Source organism: Psychromonas arctica DSM 14288, from assembly GCF_000482725.1.
Classification (GTDB): domain Bacteria; phylum Pseudomonadota; class Gammaproteobacteria; order Enterobacterales; family Psychromonadaceae; genus Psychromonas; species Psychromonas arctica.
Map to the genome: position 1 here is coordinate 214,668 of NZ_KI519478.1, position 19,227 is coordinate 233,894.

The window sequence follows — 19,227 nt, forward strand, 5'->3', positions numbered from 1 at the left end:
CATCGATAACTTATAAACACTAAATAATATTTAAGCACCGACCGGAATCTCAACGTTTTAGGCTTACTCGAGTAACGAGTAAAAAGTAATATTTTACACTAATTAATTGGGAAAATATAAAATGCACTATCAAAGTAGGCACACAGAAAGATCCAATAAGTTTGCATTTTTAAATTATTCTAAAACGCCTAAGCACTTTCGCATTTGGACGTCAAGCCGCCCTAAATTTTTGTTTGTGCTAACGATGTTCATTGTAAACTTATTTAACGGTTCGATTATTTCTAGCGCCAATGCTTCTGAGATAGAAAATTCAATACAAATCAAAGCAAGCAATGAGATTGCAATTAAACGTGAGTACCTAAAACACATTATCAGCCAGCAGGAGAGATTACTTACTTCGCTGGTTGATACGCCTTTCATGAATGCCTACATCGCTAAAAACCAAGAATCAGACCGAGATAGTTTGAGTGAGTTATTCCTCACTGCAGCGACTATTAATAAGTATTATATGCAAGTTCGCTTTATAGATGCTCAAGGCCAAGAAAAAATTCGAATTGAACAATCCAGTAATGATTCAGCACCCATGATCATTAAAGAAGCAGCACTGCAAGATAAAAGTAGTCGTGAATATTTTACCGCCACTCAAAAAACGCCTGCAGGAGAGCTTTGGCACTCACCCTTTGATTTAAATAGAGAACAAGGGGCTATAGAACAATTAATTAATCCTACCTACCGGATCGCTCACCCTGTCTATTTTGATGGCGCTTTTTCTGGCATGGTCATCATCAATTTAGATATGACATATGTGCTCAAATATTTAACTGAATCTAATGATTTTTTGATCTACCTTGTTGATTCAGATAACGAATTATTAACACACCCAAATCCTAAAAAATCCTGGAGCAAATACTTGCCAGGCCGAGGTAAACACTTACAAACAACTGCATTAACATCAGAAAAGATGACTCATTCTCTAGAAGATATATTTAAAAATGGTGAAGGTATACGCATTATATTGCGAGAAAAAATAAGTAATGAGCCAAGTACTAAAGATTAAGTTTAAGGGTTAGCATTTTACAGGGCAGACTCTTTAATTAAGAGAGGTTGTTATTCAAAAAAATCTATTTGAACAAGATAGCGAACTTGATCCACTATATTGCTGGATAGCACTTGATGCTATTCCAGGTTTACAAAAGCGCAAAATTTTTACACTGCTATCACATTACTCTATTCAACAGTTATTCCTACTTAATGCAAAACAATTAAGTCAACATAACCTTGACCCCAAACAAATAAGTGCTTTTTTATCCCCTAATCAATTACATATACAGACTTGTCTCGATTGGCAAGATAGTGCACCAGATCAAGCTATTATCAGCTATGCAGACCCTCGCTACCCGCGCTTATTAAAACAGATCAGCAGCCCACCTCTCTTATTATTCACGCAGGGAAACTTAGCATTACTCAACTCGCCACAAATTGCTATTGTCGGTAGTCGCAGTTGTACTCCCTATGGGCAAGAAAAAGCGATGTTATTAGCGCAACAACTTACTCAAGCAGGTTTAACCATCACCAGCGGTTTAGCAATAGGCATTGATGGTGTCGCCCATCAAGGTGCGTTAAAAGAAACGGGAGCGACCATTGCGGTATTAGGTACCGGCCTTAATAATATTTATCCGAAACGCCATTTGTCATTAGCCCATAAAATTCGTGAAAAAGGGTTATTAATCTCTGAATTTTGGCCTGATACTCCTGCCTACCCAAGTAACTTCCCTCGTCGTAACCGAATTATTTCAGGCTTAAGCTTAGGCACGTTAGTGATTGAAGCTTCAGTAAAAAGTGGTTCATTAATCACTGCGCGTTATGCCGCAGAGCACAACAGAGAAATTTTTGCGCTACCAGGTTCAATAGATAATCCACAGGCTTGCGGTTGTTTAAAACTGATCCAGCAAGGTGCTAAATTAGTCTTAAACAGTGTTGATATATTAGAAGAATTCCCGCTATTAAACATTTCCCCCCCCTCCTTGGGAAAAGAAAATAAAACACCTAAAAACCAACATGTTTTACTCGATATGATCGACTATCACCTGACCAGCTTTGAGACTATTTTAGCCCGCAGCGGTTGGGATGTAGTGACCTTACAAAATGAGTTAATAGAATTAGAGATAAATGGTATAATTAACGTCCAACCGCAAGGTTACATTAAGTTATAAGGTCCGTTATGTTCGAAATTATCATGTATCTCTTTGAAAGTTATATCCAAGTTGATCAAACAATGGAACTTGATACACAAGAGGTGACCGATGAATTGATGCAAGAAGGCTTTCAGAAGTCAGAAATTCACAAAGCGTTAGCTTGGTTAGACAACCTTGCTAATATGCATAACCAAGAACCACAAAGCAGAACCATTGCTGAAAAAACAACCTCTCATCGAATCTATAACAAAATAGAGCAGCGCCAAATTTCATTAGAGTCGCGTAATTACATTAGCTATTTAGAAGAAGCTAAAATACTAACAACACATACGCGAGAAATGGTCATTGATTGCATTATGTCATTAGACAGTGACGGTGAACTTATTTTAGAAGATGTAAAATGGTTGATTCTAATGGTTTTATTCAACGACCCCGTCAGTGATGATGCATTCTTACAATTAGAGTCGATGTTAATGGATTTCGAAGAAGGACTGATCCACTAACATGGCCAATTTAGATACACACCACAAGAAAATGTCAGAAGCTTGCCCCAGGTGTGCGTCACCATTACATATTAGAAACGGTAAGCAAGGACCATTTTTGGGTTGTAGTGCTTATCCTGCCTGTGATTATTTACGGCCATTGCATGAAAAAAGCGACATCAAAAAGGTATTAACAGGTAGCTGCTGTCCTCTTTGCCAGCATGAATTGGTGTTAAAACAAGGCCGTTTTGGATTATTTATAGGTTGTAGTGACTACCCTAATTGTGAGCATACTGCGCAATTATCTGAGCAAAATAAGGCAACAGAAAGCACTGTAAAAGAAAACTTAGTCCCCTGCCCAAGCTGTAAAAACGGCCATTTAGTTGCTCGTCAATCTCGTTTTGGTAAAACGTTTTATGCCTGTGACAATTACCCTGATTGTAAATATGCAGTGAATGATAAACCCGTGAATGAGTTCTGCCCTGAATGTAAGTGGCCTATATTAGTTGAACGGAAAACGGCTACCGCTACACGTATAATCTGTCCTAAAAAAGGATGTGGTTATCGAAGTAAGCCTATATAATTATCGGCTGTTTAGTATTAAAACAGCTTAAACTTTATAATTAGTGGGACTCTTAATGACGATCAACGAAGATTCGCTTTCTCAAGCACTTTTAGCGTTAACAACACAGGGTGTTATTGCTTACCCTACTGAATCTGTTTTTGGCTTAGGTTGTGATCCTGATAGCGAAGTAGCGATTCAAAAAATTCTCGATTTAAAACAACGCCCCGCCCATAAAGGGTTAATTCTAATTGCCGCAAATATCGAGCAATTACAAAGTTATGCCGACTTTTCATCATTAAGTCCTGAACAGCTGGATAATATTAAAGCCACTTGGCCCGGCCCTTTTACCTGGGTTGTACCTGTGCAAAGCTCATTATCAAAATTGGTCAGCGGCGACTTTGATAGTATTGCCGTCCGAGTAACCAAACACCCTGTAGTCCAAGCATTATGCACCGCATTTGGTAAGCCAATCATTTCCACCAGCGCAAACTTATCGGGTGAACAAGCCTGCACTACCACGTTACAAGTCGAGCAAATGTTTGTTAATCACCCACTTCTTGATTATGTGATTGATCAGCCTGTCACGGGGTTAGAAAACCCTTCACAAATCCATGATGCATTAACCGGTAAACGCTTACGTTGATTGCTTAATATGCTATTAATCATTGCTTAAATTAACACCTTCATGGTTAAAATGAAGGTGTCTAAAATTCCTACATTTTTAGCCTCATCTCAATTCCCTAATTGACAGGCCGAACTTTGCATCTTGTAGGGTAACGGGTATATAATCGCGCGTATCATTGAACGATATTTAAATAATCCCCTATACAGGAGTATGCATGAAAGTTGGTATTATTATGGGCTCAAAATCTGACTGGCCGACCATGAAACACGCAGCAAATATGCTAGATTCTTTTGGTATTGAGTATGAAACACGTGTTGTTTCTGCACACCGTACTCCACAACTATTAGCCGATTACGCTTCTAGCGCTGCTGAACGTGGCATTAAAGTGATTATTGCAGGTGCAGGTGGTGCTGCGCACTTACCAGGCATGGCAGCCGCTTTTACCAGCTTACCTGTATTAGGTGTTCCAGTTCAATCTAAGGCACTTAAAGGTATCGATTCTTTATTATCAATTTGCCAAATGCCTAAAGGCGTTGCAGTAGGTACGCTTGCTATCGGCGAAGCGGGTGCTGCCAATGCGGGACTATTAGCAACGCAAATTCTAGCTTGTCAGCAACCAGATCTACTCGCTAAAGTTGATGCATTCCGTCAAAAACAAACAGACACTGTCTTAGCTAACCCAGATCCTGCGATTTAATATGAACATTTTAGTATTAGGTGCAGGACAGCTTGCACGTATGATGAGCTTAGAAGCTGCCCCATTAAATTTGAATGTGCGCGCTTATGATGTGGGCTCAAAACAAGTTATTCATCCGCTAACGTTGCAATCATTTGAGCAAACACTTGAACAGGCTATCGCATTTGTTGATGTGATCACCTGTGAATTTGAGCATATTCCAGATGATGTACTCACACTTTGCTGCGCAAGTAGTAAGTTCTTTCCAGGTAAAGCCGCAATCAAAGCTGGTGGCGACCGCAGTATTGAAAAAGCCCTACTTGGTAATACTGGCGTTCCTTCTGCCCCTTATAAACTGATCACTGAAAAGCAACACTTGGCTGATTCAGTTTCATTACTTGGTTTACCGTTAGTCATTAAAACCTGCCAAGCGGGTTATGACGGAAAAGGCCAGTGGCGCTTAAAATCAGTCGACCAACTGGAGCTGATTTGGGCTGAAATGGCTGAGTTTATTGCTACGGGTACAGAAAGTTTTCCACATAGTATTATTGCAGAAAAGATGATCCCTTTTAATCGTGAAGTATCAGTAATTGGTGCGCGTGATAAAGCGGGAAACATTGCAATTTACCCTGTTACTGAAAATCAACATACGGATGGTGTATTAACCTTATCCTTGGCTATTGAGATGGATCTTAGCATCCAACAACAAGCGATTGATGCATTTAATAAATTATCAACAGAAATGGATTATATTGGTGTATTAGCAATTGAGTTCTTTGATGTAGATGGACAATTGATGGTCAATGAGATTGCTCCGCGTGTACATAACTCAGGTCATTGGACACAACAAGGTACGGCTTGTAGTCAGTTTGAAAACCACATGCGTGCGGTTGCCGGTTTACCATTAGGCGATACTCAGTTGCAAAAAGTCAGTGCGATGATCAATGTGTTAGGTCAGGCGAGTATCAGTGAGCAAGTACTTAGCATCAGTGATGTTAAAAGTCATTGGTATGGAAAAGCACAACGTGATGGTCGTAAGATGGGTCATATTAACGTCTCAGCAGAAAGCAATACAGCATTAGCTGGTAAATTGTTACAACTGGCTGATATTTTACCTGAACAAAATTATCCAGGTATAAAAAGTGCCGCACAACGTTTGTTAGAAAGTTAATACACTCTAATATTTGAAGAGAAAAGCCGAGTTTTACTCGGCTTTTTTGTGTCTACTGATATGCATAATAAGTATAATTATTATAAGGTTAAGGCCACTATTTTTAATGGATGATTATCATCAAACGATGGAAAATCTTGATGGCAATCTAACCATTCAACATGACTTACTTCTCTGCCCTGTTTTTCAACACAACGGACTAAACTTTTAAACCATGCTTCTTTATCAACTTTCGCTACATTGTTACAACACACAATGGTGCCGCCCTGTTTAGTCGTTAGCACTGCCGGTTTAAATAGACTTTGGTAATCATTGACCAAATCCACGGTACCAAATACACTTTTAGCAAAACGAGGTGGATCTAAAAAGACCAAATCAAACTGAGAAGCAGACATTTTAGGATAACTAGGCAGTTTTTTATTATTTCGGCTCGCGACTTTAAGCCCAGCTAACTGGCGTAATGCCGGAAAAGCATCACTTTGAATAAACTGGCAAACTAATTCAACTCCGTTCAACTGCGCATTTTTTTCTCCTGCCGCTAATGCAAAAGAGGAAAAATCAACATTAACCACCCGTTTTGCGCCACCTACCGCAGCAGCAGTGCCAATACCACAGGTATATGAAAACAGATTTAGTACCGTTTTTTTATGACTGTTTGCTTTAACAAACTCACGCCCAACACGCATATCTAAAAATAATAGCGGGTCCTGTCCTTCATGGCGTAGCTTGCTATTAAACAATATGCCATTTTCAGCGATCACTTGATCGGAATGTGCATAAGCATCAATGTCTACATCAAGTTCATTGATAACACGAGAGTTTTTATTAGACCGATCGTTATATACAACAGGTAAATCAGCTGCACTTAACAATACGTTATGGATTGATTGTAGTTCTTCCTCATTAAGTGTTTGATGGAAAGTCTGAATTAACCAAGCGTCACCATAACGATCAATATTAAGCCCGTTAACACCTTCAACCGTGCCATGAAAAACACGAAAACAATCTGTTTTTGGTAAATTAGCGTTTGATAAATTATTAATAAGGGTCTCGCGTTTTGCTAACGCAGTGGTTAATAAAGTAGTTATTGGCATAATCAAAAAACTCAGTAAAGGAAAGTAGCTATTTAGCAGAAAGATATGCCAGATAATGAACCACTATATTAACAAACTGCAAAGCTTAACAACACTAACTTGCTCGAAAATAAGTATGCTTGAGTTAGCAACCTTCAATTATTAAGAAACGCCTAATTTATTTATAATAAAGCGCTGAAAAGTACCTCATAAAATACCCTGAATAACACATACATGATAAATTAACCCTTACTAAATTTATTGAAATCGGAGCTCACATGGATCAGTACGCTGTATTTGGCAATCCAATCAAACATAGTAAATCGCCTTTTATCCACACTTTATTTGCTAATCAAACACAGCAACAGATGTCTTACGGTATTGTTGAAGCACCGGTTGAGGGGTTCACTGCAGCAGTTCAAGCCTTTTTTAATAGTAATGCAAAAGGCTGCAATATTACTGCCCCTTTTAAAGAAGAAGCTTTTCAGTTTGCACAGTCATTAACGGATCGTGCACGTTTAGCCGGTGCAGTAAATACACTAAAGAAAACTGATGACGGGTTAATTATTGGTGATAACACTGACGGTGCAGGGTTAGTTTTAGACTTAAAAAATAACCATGTAAACCTAACCGGCGCACGCATTTTATTATTAGGCGCTGGTGGCGCTGCACGTGGTGTATGTAGTTCGCTTTTAGCAGAAAATCCTGCACAGTTAACGATTGCAAACCGTACTTTTGAAAAGGCTGAAACCTTGGTCTCTATTTTCAAAGCATTAGGTAATATTAATGCCTCTGAATTTAGTGATTTATCAGGTCCATTTGATCTCATTATCAACTCTACCTCAGCAGGTTTACACGGTAGTTTACCAAATATATCCACGGCATTGATCACCCCAGAAACAGCCATATATGACATGACTTATAATGCTCAAGTAACGGCATTTAATGCATGGGCAAAAGAGAATGGTGCTCGCTTAACCATTGATGGTTTAGGTATGTTAGTTGGCCAAGCGGCAGAAAGCTTTGCTATTTGGCGCGGTGTCAAACCTGGCGCGAAACAAGTGTTAAATGAATTACGTCATAATTTAGCCGGTTAATTTAATATGAATCAAAGTATTATTTTTGCAGATAACGAATACTATAACGCTCAGTTACAACAAGTAGAGTTTCAAGCTCAATGCCAAGGGCACTTAATTAGATGTATTATCTCTTGGGAAACATTAAAAAAATTAAGTGAGCAATTTAGTATGCCAATAAAAGCTAATGAAAAATTAGCATTAATGTTATTTGATGGCGCTCGTTTTGATATTGAAGATCTCGCAGAAGAGTTAATTAATCAACAAGCTTTTAGTGAGTATGGAGAAATCCTGATCACGGCTTAATTAAGTTATGTATCCATTACAAGGAGTCTAATATATGCAAACTCATCGTATCAATGAAATTTTAGCGCTAATAAAGCCTTATTGGTTAAAAAATCAAGAATTGAGTTTATTAGAAGTATTACAGTTAATAGCAACTGAATCAGGGTTTGATAAATCGGTTGCAGAGTTAACAGATGAAGTGATTATTTATCATTTAAAAATGGATCAAACTGCAAAAGGTGACATGATTCCTGGCATAGCAAAAGATTGTGAAGATGACTTTCAAACTGCATTATTAAAAGCACGCGGTTTATTATAAAACGGACATAGACTTAATCAATAAAAAGGATGAAGGCAATGTTAGAAAATTATAAAAAAATGGATGTTAATATGCTGCTTAGCATCGTTAATATGAAATTAAGAAATGAAAGTGAAACACTTGAAGATCTCTGTGTTACCTATGAAATTGAAAAGTCACTACTAGTAGAAAGACTGGCAAAGCATGACTTTTTTTATGATCAGGAGCACCATCAGTTTAAACAACATTCCCCGCAATAAAGGTCATCAACAAAGCAATCCTAGTAAGTCGGTAATAGGATATTATATCAATAACATCCTATTACCTTATTGATTGTTTTCATTTTAAAAAATACACTTCTATTTCTTTAAACTATAAGTGAACTAAAAAATGAAAAAAATTGCTTTAATTTTATTAGGTGGCGCCCTACTAGCTGGTTGTCAAACTACTAGCTCAGACCTTACTTCAACAGCTAACTCAGCAGCGACCTCTGCCACTGACGGCGCTACTAGCTCTGTTAGCAGCTTAACAAGCAACTTACTTAATACAAACTTCCCTAGTCTAAGTTGCTCTGCAATCAAGCAAACTTTTGTTACTTACGAAGCACAAGCAGCCAACCTTGAGTCAGGTTCAAGCATGCTTACAGCAGCAGGTATCAGCACTGAAAGTACAAAAGTAAAACTAGACAGTGCTTACAACACAGCAAAAGCGACTGCAATACCAGTAATGAGTGCGAAAGGCTGTAGTGAAACACTATAAGCATTAGTATTAAATAAAGCTTTGTTTATTGCGAAGCTTTAATTACTTCAGCTCAAAATAAAGTAAACCATGCAATACCACGATTTTCTTCGTTAAATGATCTATCCCAAAGATTTAAATTTAATAATGATTTGTCTACTGTTAAACAAACTGCGAACTAATCTTCCAAATCAAGCTCATTCAGAGCAAAAATAAGTTAAACAATAATCATTACTATTTATAGCTAAGTATTTATTATAAAGCAGTAATTTGAGCATAGTTTTTGTTTTATCTGTTGCATTTATTCACTCATAATTCCTTTATAATCGCGGTATTATTTACAGCAGGTGTTTACAAATGACGCAGAAAATTAAAATTAAAGAGATCAAGACAACTCATAAAGAAAGTGCCGATCGTTTTAATCCAAGCAATCGTATTTATGTGCGTGCAGCTTACGGCCTTTTTCAGAAAATTCGTAAATTAACAGGTTGGGGTTTAATTCTATTATTCCTCACCATTCCTATGATCCGTTGGGATGGACATCAAGCTGTTTTATTTGATGTTGATAAGCAACAATTTCATCTTTTTAACATGCTTCTATTTCCTCAAGATCTAACCTTGCTGGCATGGGTATTTATAATAGCCGCCTTTGCCCTGTTCTTCTTCACCACTTATTTAGGGCGAGTTTGGTGTGGTTACACTTGCCCACAAACAGTTTGGACCTTTATTTTTATATGGTTCGAAGAACGCTTTGAAGGCACGGCTAATAAACGTAAACGACTTGATCAAATGCCGTGGAGTTTTAATAAAATATGGCGAAAAACAGCGAAGCACACCGGTTGGTTAATAGTTTCATTATTTACTGCCCTTGCTTTTTGCTCTTATTTTGTTCCTGTTGAAACGCTTTATCGTGATTTTTTCACCGGTCAAAGTAGCATGCTTGTTTTATTAATGGTGTTTATATTTACTTTCTCAACCTATGCAAATGCGGGTTGGATGCGTTCTATTTTCTGTATTCATATGTGTCCATATTCACGCTTTCAATCTGCCATGTTTGATAAGAACACTTATAGTGTTGGCTATGATGCGACACGTGGTGAAAAGCGCGGCCCTCGTTCACGTAAAATAGACCGTTCAGAAACTGAGTTGGGTGACTGTGTTGATTGTGATTTATGCGTGCAAGTATGTCCTTCAGGCATAGATATTCGTGACGGCTTACAATATGAATGCATTAACTGTGGTGCCTGTGTTGATGCCTGTGATGAAACCATGGATAAAATGGGTTATCCAAGGGGTTTGATTTCATACACATCAGAACAAATATTGGAAGGTAAAAAAACCAAGCTAATGCGCCCTAAAATCATTGGGTATGGGTTGATGTTGGTTGTCATGCTTGTCTTGTTTTTTGTTAATATAGCCACATTAACCAAAGTAGAGATGGAAATTTTACGTGATAGAACTTCTTTATATCGTGAAAACGTTGATGGTTTAATAGAAAATACTTATACCTTAAAAGTACTCAATAAAACGATTCAAGCACAGACCTACAATATTACTTTTTCAGGGTTAAAAGATGCGACCATGATAGGGCCGAAGCAAGTAACTATAAGCTCTGGAGAAATTTTTACTCAACCAATTTCCATTGCTGTTGACCCTTATGATATTAAAGAGAAAAAAAGAACTATTACTATCAAACTAACTAACGTAGATGATAGCGACGAAGTAATCCAACAAGATGCTTCATTCTTTCTTGGCTTGTAAGTAAATACTGTTAAATTAACCTTATTAAGGCGCGCTAATTGTTAGTTGCGCCTTTTTTTTGTTGGAGAAAAGAATGCAAAACGAACCTTTAAGCTATCGAAAGTTGACACCCGAGTGTCAGTTGGACGCCTTAGCAAGCATTGGAATTTATCCTGAAACAGGTTTATTAGCGTTAAATTCTTATGAGAACCGCGTTTACTCATTTAGTGATGAGAATAAACAGCGTTATGTGGTTAAATTCTATCGTCCAAGACGTTGGAACGAGCAACAATTATTAGAAGACCATGCATTTAGTCAACGCTTATTAGCATCGGGTTTAAATCTCTCTGTACCACTTATGTTTGATGACAAAACCTTACACTCGTTTGCAGGCTATCATTTTGCCTTATTTAATAACCTCTCTGCTCGCACTCTAGCAGTTGATAATATTGATAGTTTATATGATGTAGGTATAGCTTTAGGAAAATTACATAAAATCGGCTCTCAGCATCAATTTACCACTCGACCAAATTTCGATATGGTCACCACCATTGAACAAGCCTTAAATGACTTAAAAAGCTGTGAATATATACCGAATACTGTTAAATCCCCTCTTTTCACTGTCATTGAGCAAATTCAACAAAAAATAAAAGCGACTAATCCTACTAAATTAAAATTGATTGCCATTCATGGTGATGCACATGCGAGTAATATATTGCTAAAAGAAGATCTGCCTTATTGGGTCGACTTTGATGATTGTAAAATGGGCCCTGCAATACAAGATATTTGGATGTTACTAAATGGAGACCGTAGTGAACAACAACTACAGTTATCAATGATTTTAGAAGGATACCAAGAAGAATTTGACTTCGATACCAAACAATTGCCGTATATTGAGGCGTTACGCACAATGCGCATCATCAATTATGTGAGCTGGATCAACAATAGGTGGACAGATCCGGCATTTTCTCGAAACTTTCCATGGTTTATAACTGACCAATACTGGAAAGACTTGCTACAATCCTTGCAACAACAGTTATTATTATTGGATGAAGCACCTTTAACACTTCAACCACAGTACTAATTAAAAATAATAAATACTAATTACGACTCTAAATACAATAAAGGAACAAATATGAAAAAGGTTTTTGCTCTATTAATCGGCTTATTCTTATTACCGTTAAGTGTAAACGCGGCTGATTTCAAAGAAGGCACGCATTATGATGTTATTAAACAAACAGCCACAGAAAAGCCTGAAGTTTTAGAGTTTTTCTCTTTTTATTGCCCACATTGTTTTAAATTTGAACCCCTAATGAAAACATTACAAAGCGAATTACCAGCTGATGTAGCGGTTAAGAAAAATCACGTTAACTTCTTAGGTGGTAACATGGGTCCAGAAGTAACTAAAGCCTTCGCTGCAGCTGATCTATTAGATGTTAAAGAAGAAGTGACTAGTATTATCTTTGATCAAATACATACACAACGTAAACCTATTAATGGTGAAAAAGATATCCTAGCTATTTTTGATAAAGCCGGTGTATCTGAAGAGGAAGCAAAAGGTGCTTTAGCTAGTTTCCCCGTTAACGGCCTTGCTTCACAAATGAAACGTAATACTGAAAACTTTAAAGTTCGCGGTGTACCAACACTGATTGTTAATGGTAAATATAAAGTAAATACAGGATCAGTGAGAAGCACTGCTGAGTTCGTTGAATTAGTGACATTTTTAACTAAAAAAACTGATTAAATCAGGCACTAAAGTATCCTTATCTAAAATTAAAAGCCACTTTAGTGGCTTTTTTCATTTTTGTGGCATAATAGCGCCGTCTAGATAGGGAGATGATCGTTGAAAACCATGTTTAATAATGCGGCACAAATGAAAAGTGCTATTAAAGAACTACACAACCATAAAGAATCCACCAAAGCACAAGTTGTTGCTATTAGTGGTATTGAAGGCAGTGGCAAACGTGCATTAACCGAAAAAATAGCCGCAGCCCTAAGATTAGATGGTTTAAATGTAGCGGTTATTCATACTGATGATTGGGAAGCGAGTAAAAGCATTCGCTTTAACGTCATGAACAGCCCCGAAGAATATTATTTAAATGCTTATCGCTTTGACGAAATGTTTGAAGAGTTAGTACTACCTTTGAAATTATTTGGTAGCATTAAAACATCAGTCAACTTAGACGATGCAGAATGCCCGCGTAAAGTAGATTATAACTTTGATAATATAGATATCATCTTGATCGAAGGTGTTTATCTATTACAAGAGGCGTATTTAGATCTCTATGATTATAGTTGTTGGGTAAAAAGTAATTTTGATACAGCTCTTAAACGCCTACATGAACAAGCTAATATTGAAGAGTCTCAAGAGGCACTGGTTAATCTATTTGAGTTACTAATTAAGCCTGCAGGGCAATACCACCTTTATGCCGATGACCCAATTGGTAACAGCAAATCTATTTATTTCGAAGAAACAAGCGCAGTACCTAATGAGTAATCATGCGGCATTCAACCAACAAAGCTTGCTTAGCGCTTATATGCACTTTGAGCGTAATGAATGGGCGCATTTACGAGACAATGTTAAATTAACGCTGTCAGAAGAGGATATCACCCAATTACAAGGTATCAATGAGTCCTTATCAATGCAGGAAGTGATAGATATCTATTTACCACTTTCTCGTTTATTAAACTTATATGTGGGTGCACGCCAATATCGACATACTGTACGTGATAAATTCCTTGATGCGCATAATGAAAAAGTACCTTATATTATCGGTATTGCTGGGAGTGTTGCCGTTGGAAAAAGTACTTCGGCACGTATTTTACAGGCCTTATTATCACGTTGGCCAGAGCATCCTAAAGTTGCCCTCGTAACAACTGATGGTTTTTTACGCCCTAATAAAGATTTAGTGGCTCGTAATTTAATGCATCGTAAAGGTTTTCCTGAAAGCTTTGATATTAAAGCGTTAATCGAATTTGTCTCAGCGATTAAATCGGGTAAAAAGAAAATAACTGCACCAATTTATTCACACTTAACCTACGATATTATTCCGGATCAGTCATTGCAATTTGAACAGCCTGATATTGTTATTTTAGAGGGTTTGAATGTATTGCAAACTGCGGCATTAAACGATCCAGAACAATCTCATCGAGTATTTGTCTCTGATTTTGTTGATTTTTCTATCTTCGTTGATGCTGATACAGAGCTCTTAAAAACTTGGTATATTCAACGTTTTCTGAAATTTAGAGAAGGTGCATTTACTGATCCAAATGCTTATTTTCATAGCTATTCAAAAATGACTGAACGTGAAGCTATCTCAATAGCAGGCAAAATTTGGGATGAAATTAACGGGATTAATTTAGAAGAAAATATTCGCCCCACCCGTGACCGAGCTAATTTAATTCTAAAAAAATCGATTAATCATCAAGTGAGCCAGGTTAAGTTACGAAAATAATATTTATTATAAATACGATAGATACAAAAAAGGCACACTAGGCGCCTTTTTTATTAAGTAACAAACCGTTAAAGGATAATATCTTTTAAGTTTGGATCTTTACGGTCTAAATAATGTGTTGAATGAATACGGCGCACTGTACGTGATTTACCACGTACCAATAATGTTTCAGTCGTCGCTAAACGTCCGTTAACAGAAACACCTTCTACTAAATCGCCTTTAGTAATACCCGTTGCCGAGAAAATAACGTTATCATTTTTCACTAAGTCTTCAAGTTTTAAGACTTTATTAACTTCAATGCCTACAGCTTCACAACGAGCAACTTCTTCTTTACCAATGCGAATATTCTCTTCTGTCGGCTCTTTAACCATTGGACGAGGAATAAGGCGTGCTTGCATATTACCATCCAGAGCACGTACTACAGCCGCTGAAATAACACCTTCAGGGGCTCCGCCAATACAATACAACACATCAACTTGGTTATCTGGCATACAGGCCAATACAGAGATCGCTACATCACCATCAGGAATTGCGAATACACGTACACCCATACCCTGCATATCTTTGATGATACGATCATGGCGTGGTTTTGCTAACGTAGCGACGGTTAATTCAGATAATGATTTACCTAGGGCAAATGCAATCGCTTTTAAGTTTTGCTCTAGTGAGCGCTCTAAATCAATCGCATCTTTAGCATTAGGACCAACAATAAGCTTTTCCATATACATATCTGGTGCACGTAAGAAGCTACCCTTTTCACCAACGGCAAGTACTGCTAATGCGTTTGATTGTCCCATTGCAGTCATTCGAGTGCCTTCAATCGGATCTACAGCAATATCAACCGCATCACCTACACCAGTACCCACATGTTCACCAATATATAACATTGGCGCTTCATCGATTTCGCCTTCACCAATAACAATTTCACCGTCAATATCTATTTGGTTAAATATAAGGCGCATTGCCTCTACAGCAGCACCATCGGCGGTGTTTTTATCACCTCGGCCTAACCATTTGTATCCTGCTAATGCAGCCGCTTCCGTTACTCGAGAAAATTCTATTGCTAATTCGCGTCTCATCTTATGAGCTCCCAGTTTTTAAATCTAATTGAAGCAAAACGTCATTCATTTACAGAATGACAACCTTGCTCTTAAGTATCTTTATTGACGATATTTTTTACTGCTTGTTTTAATTTCAGCATTGCTTGCTCGATTAAGTCATCTGAAATATTTAAAGCTGGTACAAAACGCAGTACATTTGCCCCCGCCACTAAAATAAGTAGACCTTGCTTAGCAGCCTCTAAAAAGAAAACTTTAGCTTGATCTTGATATTGTTCATTTAATACGGCACCTAACAATAAACCTGCACCACGAACTTCTTTAAAGATAGAAAACTCATCGTTAATGGCTTGTAGGTGTTGACGTATTAGTTTTTCTTTGTGTTTTACACCCGTTAACATTGTTTCTGTGTTAATAAGGTCAAAGGCCTTGCCGGCAACGGCACAAGCAAGTGGATTACCACCAAATGTTGTACCATGAGTACCAGCGGTTAAGTGTTCTGCAAAACAGGTTTTAGTTAGCATTGCTGCTATAGGAAAGCCTGAGCCCAGTGCTTTAGCTGACGTCAATACATCAGGAGTGACACCTAACCCCATATAAGCAAACAAGTTACCAGTTCTACCCATACCTGTTTGCACTTCATCAAAAATCATTAACGCATTATGTTTATCACACAATGCTCTTACCCTTTGTGCAAATTCAGGCGTGATCGGTAAAACACCACCTTCACCTTGCAATGGCTCTAAAATAACCGCACAAGTTTTATCTGAAATGACTTTTTCAAGTGCATTTATATCATTGTATTCAAGGTGCGTAATAGCGGCAGGTTTAGGACCAAAACCATCGGAATAAGAGGCTTGTCCACCAGCAGTAACGGTAAAGAATGTACGACCATGAAAACCTTGGTAAAAAGCGATGATTTCAGTTTTATCTATGCCATATTTATCAAATGCAACTCGACGAGCCAATTTTAATGCAGCTTCATTCGCTTCAGCACCGGAGTTTGCAAAAAACACCTTTTCGGCAAACGTATTATCCACTAATTTTTGTGCCAAGCTTAGCGCTGGCTCATTTGTATATATATTACTGACATGCCATAACTTTTTCGCTTGCTCAGTCAAAGCTTGTATCAATTCAGGGTGGGCATGACCTAAAGCATTAACAGCGATACCACCAGTTAAATCAATATATTCATTATCTTGTTGATCCCACACTCGCGAACCTTCACCGCGCACAGGGATCATTTCTAACGGAGCATAGTTTGGCACCATAACTTGATCAAATAGCGAACGTGTAATGTGAGTGTTTGACATAAAGAGTTCCTTTAACTGGCTAAAACATGAATAAAATGACCTAATAAATGGTTAATATACGCACTTATTTTGACAATCCAAGATCTTGATTAATAAAATTATTAAGCAGCATTAAACCTTGCTCAGATCGAATACTTTCAGGATGGAATTGTACCCCCTCTAAGGCAAACTCTTTATGACGAATCGCCATAATTTCCTGACTCTGGATAACTCTTGCAGAAACATCAAAACAAGCGGGCAAACTCCCTTCCTGCACAATTAAGCTATGGTAGCGAGTGACATCTAATGGGTTATTCAATCCTTTAAATACCCCTCTATTATCATGTTTAATCAATGAATTTTTACCATGCATTACTTTATTTGCACGAATCACATTAGCACCAAAAACCTGCGCAATACTTTGATGCCCTAAACACACCCCTAGGATTGGAATTTGCCCTGCAAAACGCTCAATGGTTGCTAACGACACTCCCGCTTCATTAGGTGTACAAGGCCCTGGGGAAATAACGATATGCTCAGGGTTTAGGTCAGCAATTTCCTGTAAACTAATTTGGTCATTGCGTTTAATGATCACTTTCTGCTGTAGCTCACCAAAATACTGAACTAAGTTATAAGTAAAGGAGTCATAATTATCGATCATTAACAGCATAATTCTGGTTCATCTAAAAAATAAAGATCCATTTTATCATTACTAACGTATGTAGTCCTAATAAGATTAAGGAGTGACTATGAGTAAAGTAACTGAAAATAAAATAAATGTACTGATCACTGGCTCATCAGGTTTAATCGGTAGTTCATTAGTCTCGCTTTTAAACACTCATGGTTACAATGTTTATACCTTAACTCGTACTCCTAATACCTCTTCACCTTATTGGAATATTCAAGCCCAAGAAATACAGCTAAACGGACACCCTAATCCAGACATCATTATTCATTTAGCTGGAGAGAATATAGCGAAGTCACGTTGGACCGATAAAGTTAAAGAAAAAATAAGCAAAAGCCGCTTACAATCAACTCAATTAATGGTCGATTACATCAATAATTCTGCCACACCTCCCACCTTATTTATTTGTGCTTCTGCGATTGGATTTTACGGTAATAGTGGTCAACAACCCGTCGATGAGAAATCAGTTAAAGGTACCGACTTTGTCAGCCAATTAGCATCACAATGGGAATGTGTTAGTCAACAAGTCGATCAAACTAAGACTCGTGTTGTTAATATACGTACTGGTATCGTTTTGAGTAAAAAAGACGGAGCATTAGCTAAAATGCTAACACCTTTTAAAATGGGAGTGGGAGGGAGAATAGGTAGTGGTAAACAAATGATGAGCTGGATAGACTTACAAGACGAGTTGAATGCCATTTTATTTATTATGCAACATCATTCTTTGTCAGGGCCTGTTAATCTAGTTGCTCCAAACCCCGTTGATAACCAAACTTTTTCAGTCATATTGGCCAACACTTTAAAACGACCTTGTATATTCCCATTACCAGCATTGATGGTAAAGATTTTATTTGCACAAATGGGAGAAGAATTATTATTATCGAGCACTAATGTTCGACCAACAAAATTGATAAAAGCAGGGTTTAAATTTAAGTATGAGTTATTAGAAGATAGCTTGAAAAGCCAGTTAGCGTGAATTAAAAAGCAGAAAAAGGAAAGGGCAGCCGAAGCTGCCCTTAATTTAGTCTCTCTATCGAATCCGTGATAGTTGATGCTCCATGCGTTACATCCTTTTGACCATGCCATACTAGGCGTCCACTTCCCAACTCCTTTGGGCTCGTCCTTGTAACATCCGTATTAGATAACATCCTGTTTATCCATCATCTCCCTTTCCTTAGGAGGTGTCCTTCTTTGTCATCTTGACTTAATATCCACAATCCTAGTAGATACTAAAAACTCTATCCTAGAGTGTCCTTTTCTTCCATGACTATAAAACATCCTGTTTTATAAACTCTCATCCTGAGAGGTCCTATTGTCATCCTGACAATGCGATGGTTTGATGTCTACATCCTGTAAATCAACTCCCCGTTTGCGAGATGAATATTACGTCTTTGTTAATTAATAATTGCAGTTTTATTTGCATTAATTATTGGCTTACACGAACAAAAAACAATCAAAAGATTATAAATCAATACCTTAACGTTATTTTTATTTGTATGACTAGCTAAATAAACCTAATAAATAGTGCTATTTCCCCTACTTGCAATGGTCAATGTCTCACAAAAAAATAGTAGAAGAAAAACAGTAAAGCTAAGTAATGCGGACTATTTGATTAAAAAATCATTGCAAATGGGTGAATAGGATCAATTTTTGTTGCTTTATTATGCAGTTAAATCGAAAAATAAGGAGTGCTTATGCAGGTTATACTTCTTCATTTAACACTCTAATTTTGTCAAAATTGCCCTTAAAGGGGCAGAAATACCTCCAATCATCCCAATCGATAAAAACTCAAAAATTGAGAAATCGTGAAGTA

Annotated in this window: 22 protein-coding genes; 18 read left to right on the forward strand and 4 right to left on the reverse strand. The window is 37.4% G+C overall.

The window, feature by feature from the left end:
• The first annotated feature begins 244 nt into the window (after positions 1–244).
• The 7 genes from H592_RS0114415 to H592_RS0114445 all read left to right on the forward strand — a co-directional run bounded on the left by H592_RS0114415 (position 245) and on the right by H592_RS0114445 (position 5,714).
• Positions 245–1,057, forward strand: coding sequence for a cache domain-containing protein (locus tag H592_RS0114415; protein WP_169727664.1), 813 nt, complete (start codon positions 245–247; stop codon positions 1,055–1,057).
• Between the two features lie 52 nt (positions 1,058–1,109).
• The gene (dprA, locus tag H592_RS0114420) at positions 1,110–2,213 is read left to right on the forward strand and encodes a DNA-processing protein DprA (RefSeq protein WP_483826404.1); all 1,104 of its coding nucleotides are present in this window, start codon (positions 1,110–1,112) and stop codon (positions 2,211–2,213) included.
• An 8-nt stretch (positions 2,214–2,221) separates the two neighbouring features.
• Positions 2,222–2,698 carry a Smg family protein gene (locus tag H592_RS0114425; RefSeq protein WP_028869382.1) on the forward strand — a complete coding sequence of 159 codons (477 nt, stop codon included), beginning with the start codon at positions 2,222–2,224 and terminating at the stop codon, positions 2,696–2,698.
• 1 nt (position 2,699) lies between these two features.
• A complete protein-coding gene (locus H592_RS0114430) occupies positions 2,700–3,260 on the forward strand; it encodes a DNA topoisomerase family protein (protein ID WP_028869383.1) in 561 nt (186 codons plus the stop codon).
• 55 nt (positions 3,261–3,315) lie between these two features.
• Positions 3,316–3,885 (forward strand): L-threonylcarbamoyladenylate synthase type 1 TsaC, encoded by a 570-nt coding sequence (gene tsaC / locus H592_RS0114435; RefSeq protein ID WP_028869384.1) that lies wholly within the window; start codon positions 3,316–3,318, stop codon positions 3,883–3,885.
• Between the two features lie 196 nt (positions 3,886–4,081).
• A complete protein-coding gene (gene purE, locus H592_RS0114440; protein ID WP_028869385.1) occupies positions 4,082–4,564 on the forward strand; it encodes a 5-(carboxyamino)imidazole ribonucleotide mutase in 483 nt (160 codons plus the stop codon).
• Position 4,565: 1 nt separating this feature from the next.
• Positions 4,566–5,714, forward strand: coding sequence for a 5-(carboxyamino)imidazole ribonucleotide synthase (locus H592_RS0114445; RefSeq protein WP_028869386.1), 1,149 nt, complete (start codon positions 4,566–4,568; stop codon positions 5,712–5,714).
• 80 nt (positions 5,715–5,794) lie between these two features.
• Here H592_RS0114445 and H592_RS0114450 read toward each other — a convergent pair whose 3' ends face one another.
• A complete protein-coding gene (locus H592_RS0114450) occupies positions 5,795–6,808 on the reverse strand; it encodes a class I SAM-dependent rRNA methyltransferase (RefSeq protein ID WP_028869387.1) in 1,014 nt (337 codons plus the stop codon).
• A gap of 257 nt (positions 6,809–7,065) precedes the next feature.
• On the opposite strand from H592_RS0114450, the gene aroE reads away from it, so the two are divergent.
• The 10 genes from aroE (at position 7,066) to coaA (ending at position 14,379) form a co-directional block, all read left to right on the forward strand.
• A complete protein-coding gene (aroE, locus tag H592_RS0114455; protein WP_028869388.1) occupies positions 7,066–7,884 on the forward strand; it encodes a shikimate dehydrogenase in 819 nt (272 codons plus the stop codon).
• A gap of 6 nt (positions 7,885–7,890) precedes the next feature.
• Positions 7,891–8,169, forward strand: coding sequence for a DUF1488 family protein (locus H592_RS0114460; protein ID WP_028869389.1), 279 nt, complete (start codon positions 7,891–7,893; stop codon positions 8,167–8,169).
• 34 nt (positions 8,170–8,203) lie between these two features.
• Positions 8,204–8,467 (forward strand): YihD family protein, encoded by a 264-nt coding sequence (locus H592_RS0114465; protein ID WP_028869390.1) that lies wholly within the window; start codon positions 8,204–8,206, stop codon positions 8,465–8,467.
• A gap of 38 nt (positions 8,468–8,505) precedes the next feature.
• Positions 8,506–8,706: a DUF4250 domain-containing protein gene (locus H592_RS0114470; RefSeq protein ID WP_028869391.1), complete on the forward strand. Its 201-nt coding sequence runs from the start codon at positions 8,506–8,508 to the stop codon at positions 8,704–8,706.
• Between the two features lie 130 nt (positions 8,707–8,836).
• Entirely contained in the window at positions 8,837–9,205 is a 369-nt protein-coding gene (locus H592_RS0114475; protein WP_028869392.1) for a hypothetical protein, read from the forward strand.
• A gap of 336 nt (positions 9,206–9,541) precedes the next feature.
• Positions 9,542–10,945 carry a cytochrome c oxidase accessory protein CcoG gene (ccoG, locus tag H592_RS0114480; RefSeq protein WP_028869393.1) on the forward strand — a complete coding sequence of 468 codons (1,404 nt, stop codon included), beginning with the start codon at positions 9,542–9,544 and terminating at the stop codon, positions 10,943–10,945.
• Positions 10,946–11,018: 73 nt separating this feature from the next.
• On the forward strand, positions 11,019–12,008 hold the full coding sequence (locus H592_RS0114485; protein ID WP_028869394.1) for a serine/threonine protein kinase: 990 nt from the start codon (positions 11,019–11,021) through the stop codon (positions 12,006–12,008).
• A 51-nt stretch (positions 12,009–12,059) separates the two neighbouring features.
• The gene (locus H592_RS0114490; protein ID WP_028869395.1) at positions 12,060–12,668 is read left to right on the forward strand and encodes a thiol:disulfide interchange protein DsbA/DsbL; all 609 of its coding nucleotides are present in this window, start codon (positions 12,060–12,062) and stop codon (positions 12,666–12,668) included.
• 108 nt (positions 12,669–12,776) lie between these two features.
• Positions 12,777–13,421 carry a uridine kinase family protein gene (locus H592_RS0114495; protein WP_245600436.1) on the forward strand — a complete coding sequence of 215 codons (645 nt, stop codon included), beginning with the start codon at positions 12,777–12,779 and terminating at the stop codon, positions 13,419–13,421.
• The gene (coaA, locus tag H592_RS0114500; RefSeq protein ID WP_028869397.1) at positions 13,414–14,379 is read left to right on the forward strand and encodes a type I pantothenate kinase; all 966 of its coding nucleotides are present in this window, start codon (positions 13,414–13,416) and stop codon (positions 14,377–14,379) included. The genes H592_RS0114495 and coaA overlap by 8 nt, the downstream gene beginning before the upstream one ends.
• Positions 14,380–14,447: 68 nt before the next feature.
• Here the strand turns inward: coaA and glpX are convergent, their stop codons facing one another.
• The 3 genes from glpX to H592_RS0114515 form a co-directional block, all read right to left on the reverse strand.
• A complete protein-coding gene (gene glpX / locus H592_RS0114505; RefSeq protein WP_028869398.1) occupies positions 14,448–15,458 on the reverse strand; it encodes a class II fructose-bisphosphatase in 1,011 nt (336 codons plus the stop codon).
• Positions 15,459–15,529: 71 nt separating this feature from the next.
• Positions 15,530–16,750 carry an aspartate aminotransferase family protein gene (locus tag H592_RS0114510; RefSeq protein WP_028869399.1) on the reverse strand — a complete coding sequence of 407 codons (1,221 nt, stop codon included), beginning with the start codon at positions 16,748–16,750 and terminating at the stop codon, positions 15,530–15,532.
• 64 nt (positions 16,751–16,814) lie between these two features.
• Complete coding sequence (locus tag H592_RS0114515; RefSeq protein WP_028869400.1) at positions 16,815–17,399, reverse strand: anthranilate synthase component II; 585 nt, start codon at positions 17,397–17,399, stop codon at positions 16,815–16,817.
• A 79-nt stretch (positions 17,400–17,478) separates the two neighbouring features.
• Between H592_RS0114515 and H592_RS0114520 the strand changes: the two genes are divergently transcribed.
• Entirely contained in the window at positions 17,479–18,390 is a 912-nt protein-coding gene (locus H592_RS0114520) for a TIGR01777 family oxidoreductase (protein WP_051369193.1), read from the forward strand.
• The last annotated feature ends 837 nt before the right edge of the window (positions 18,391–19,227 follow it).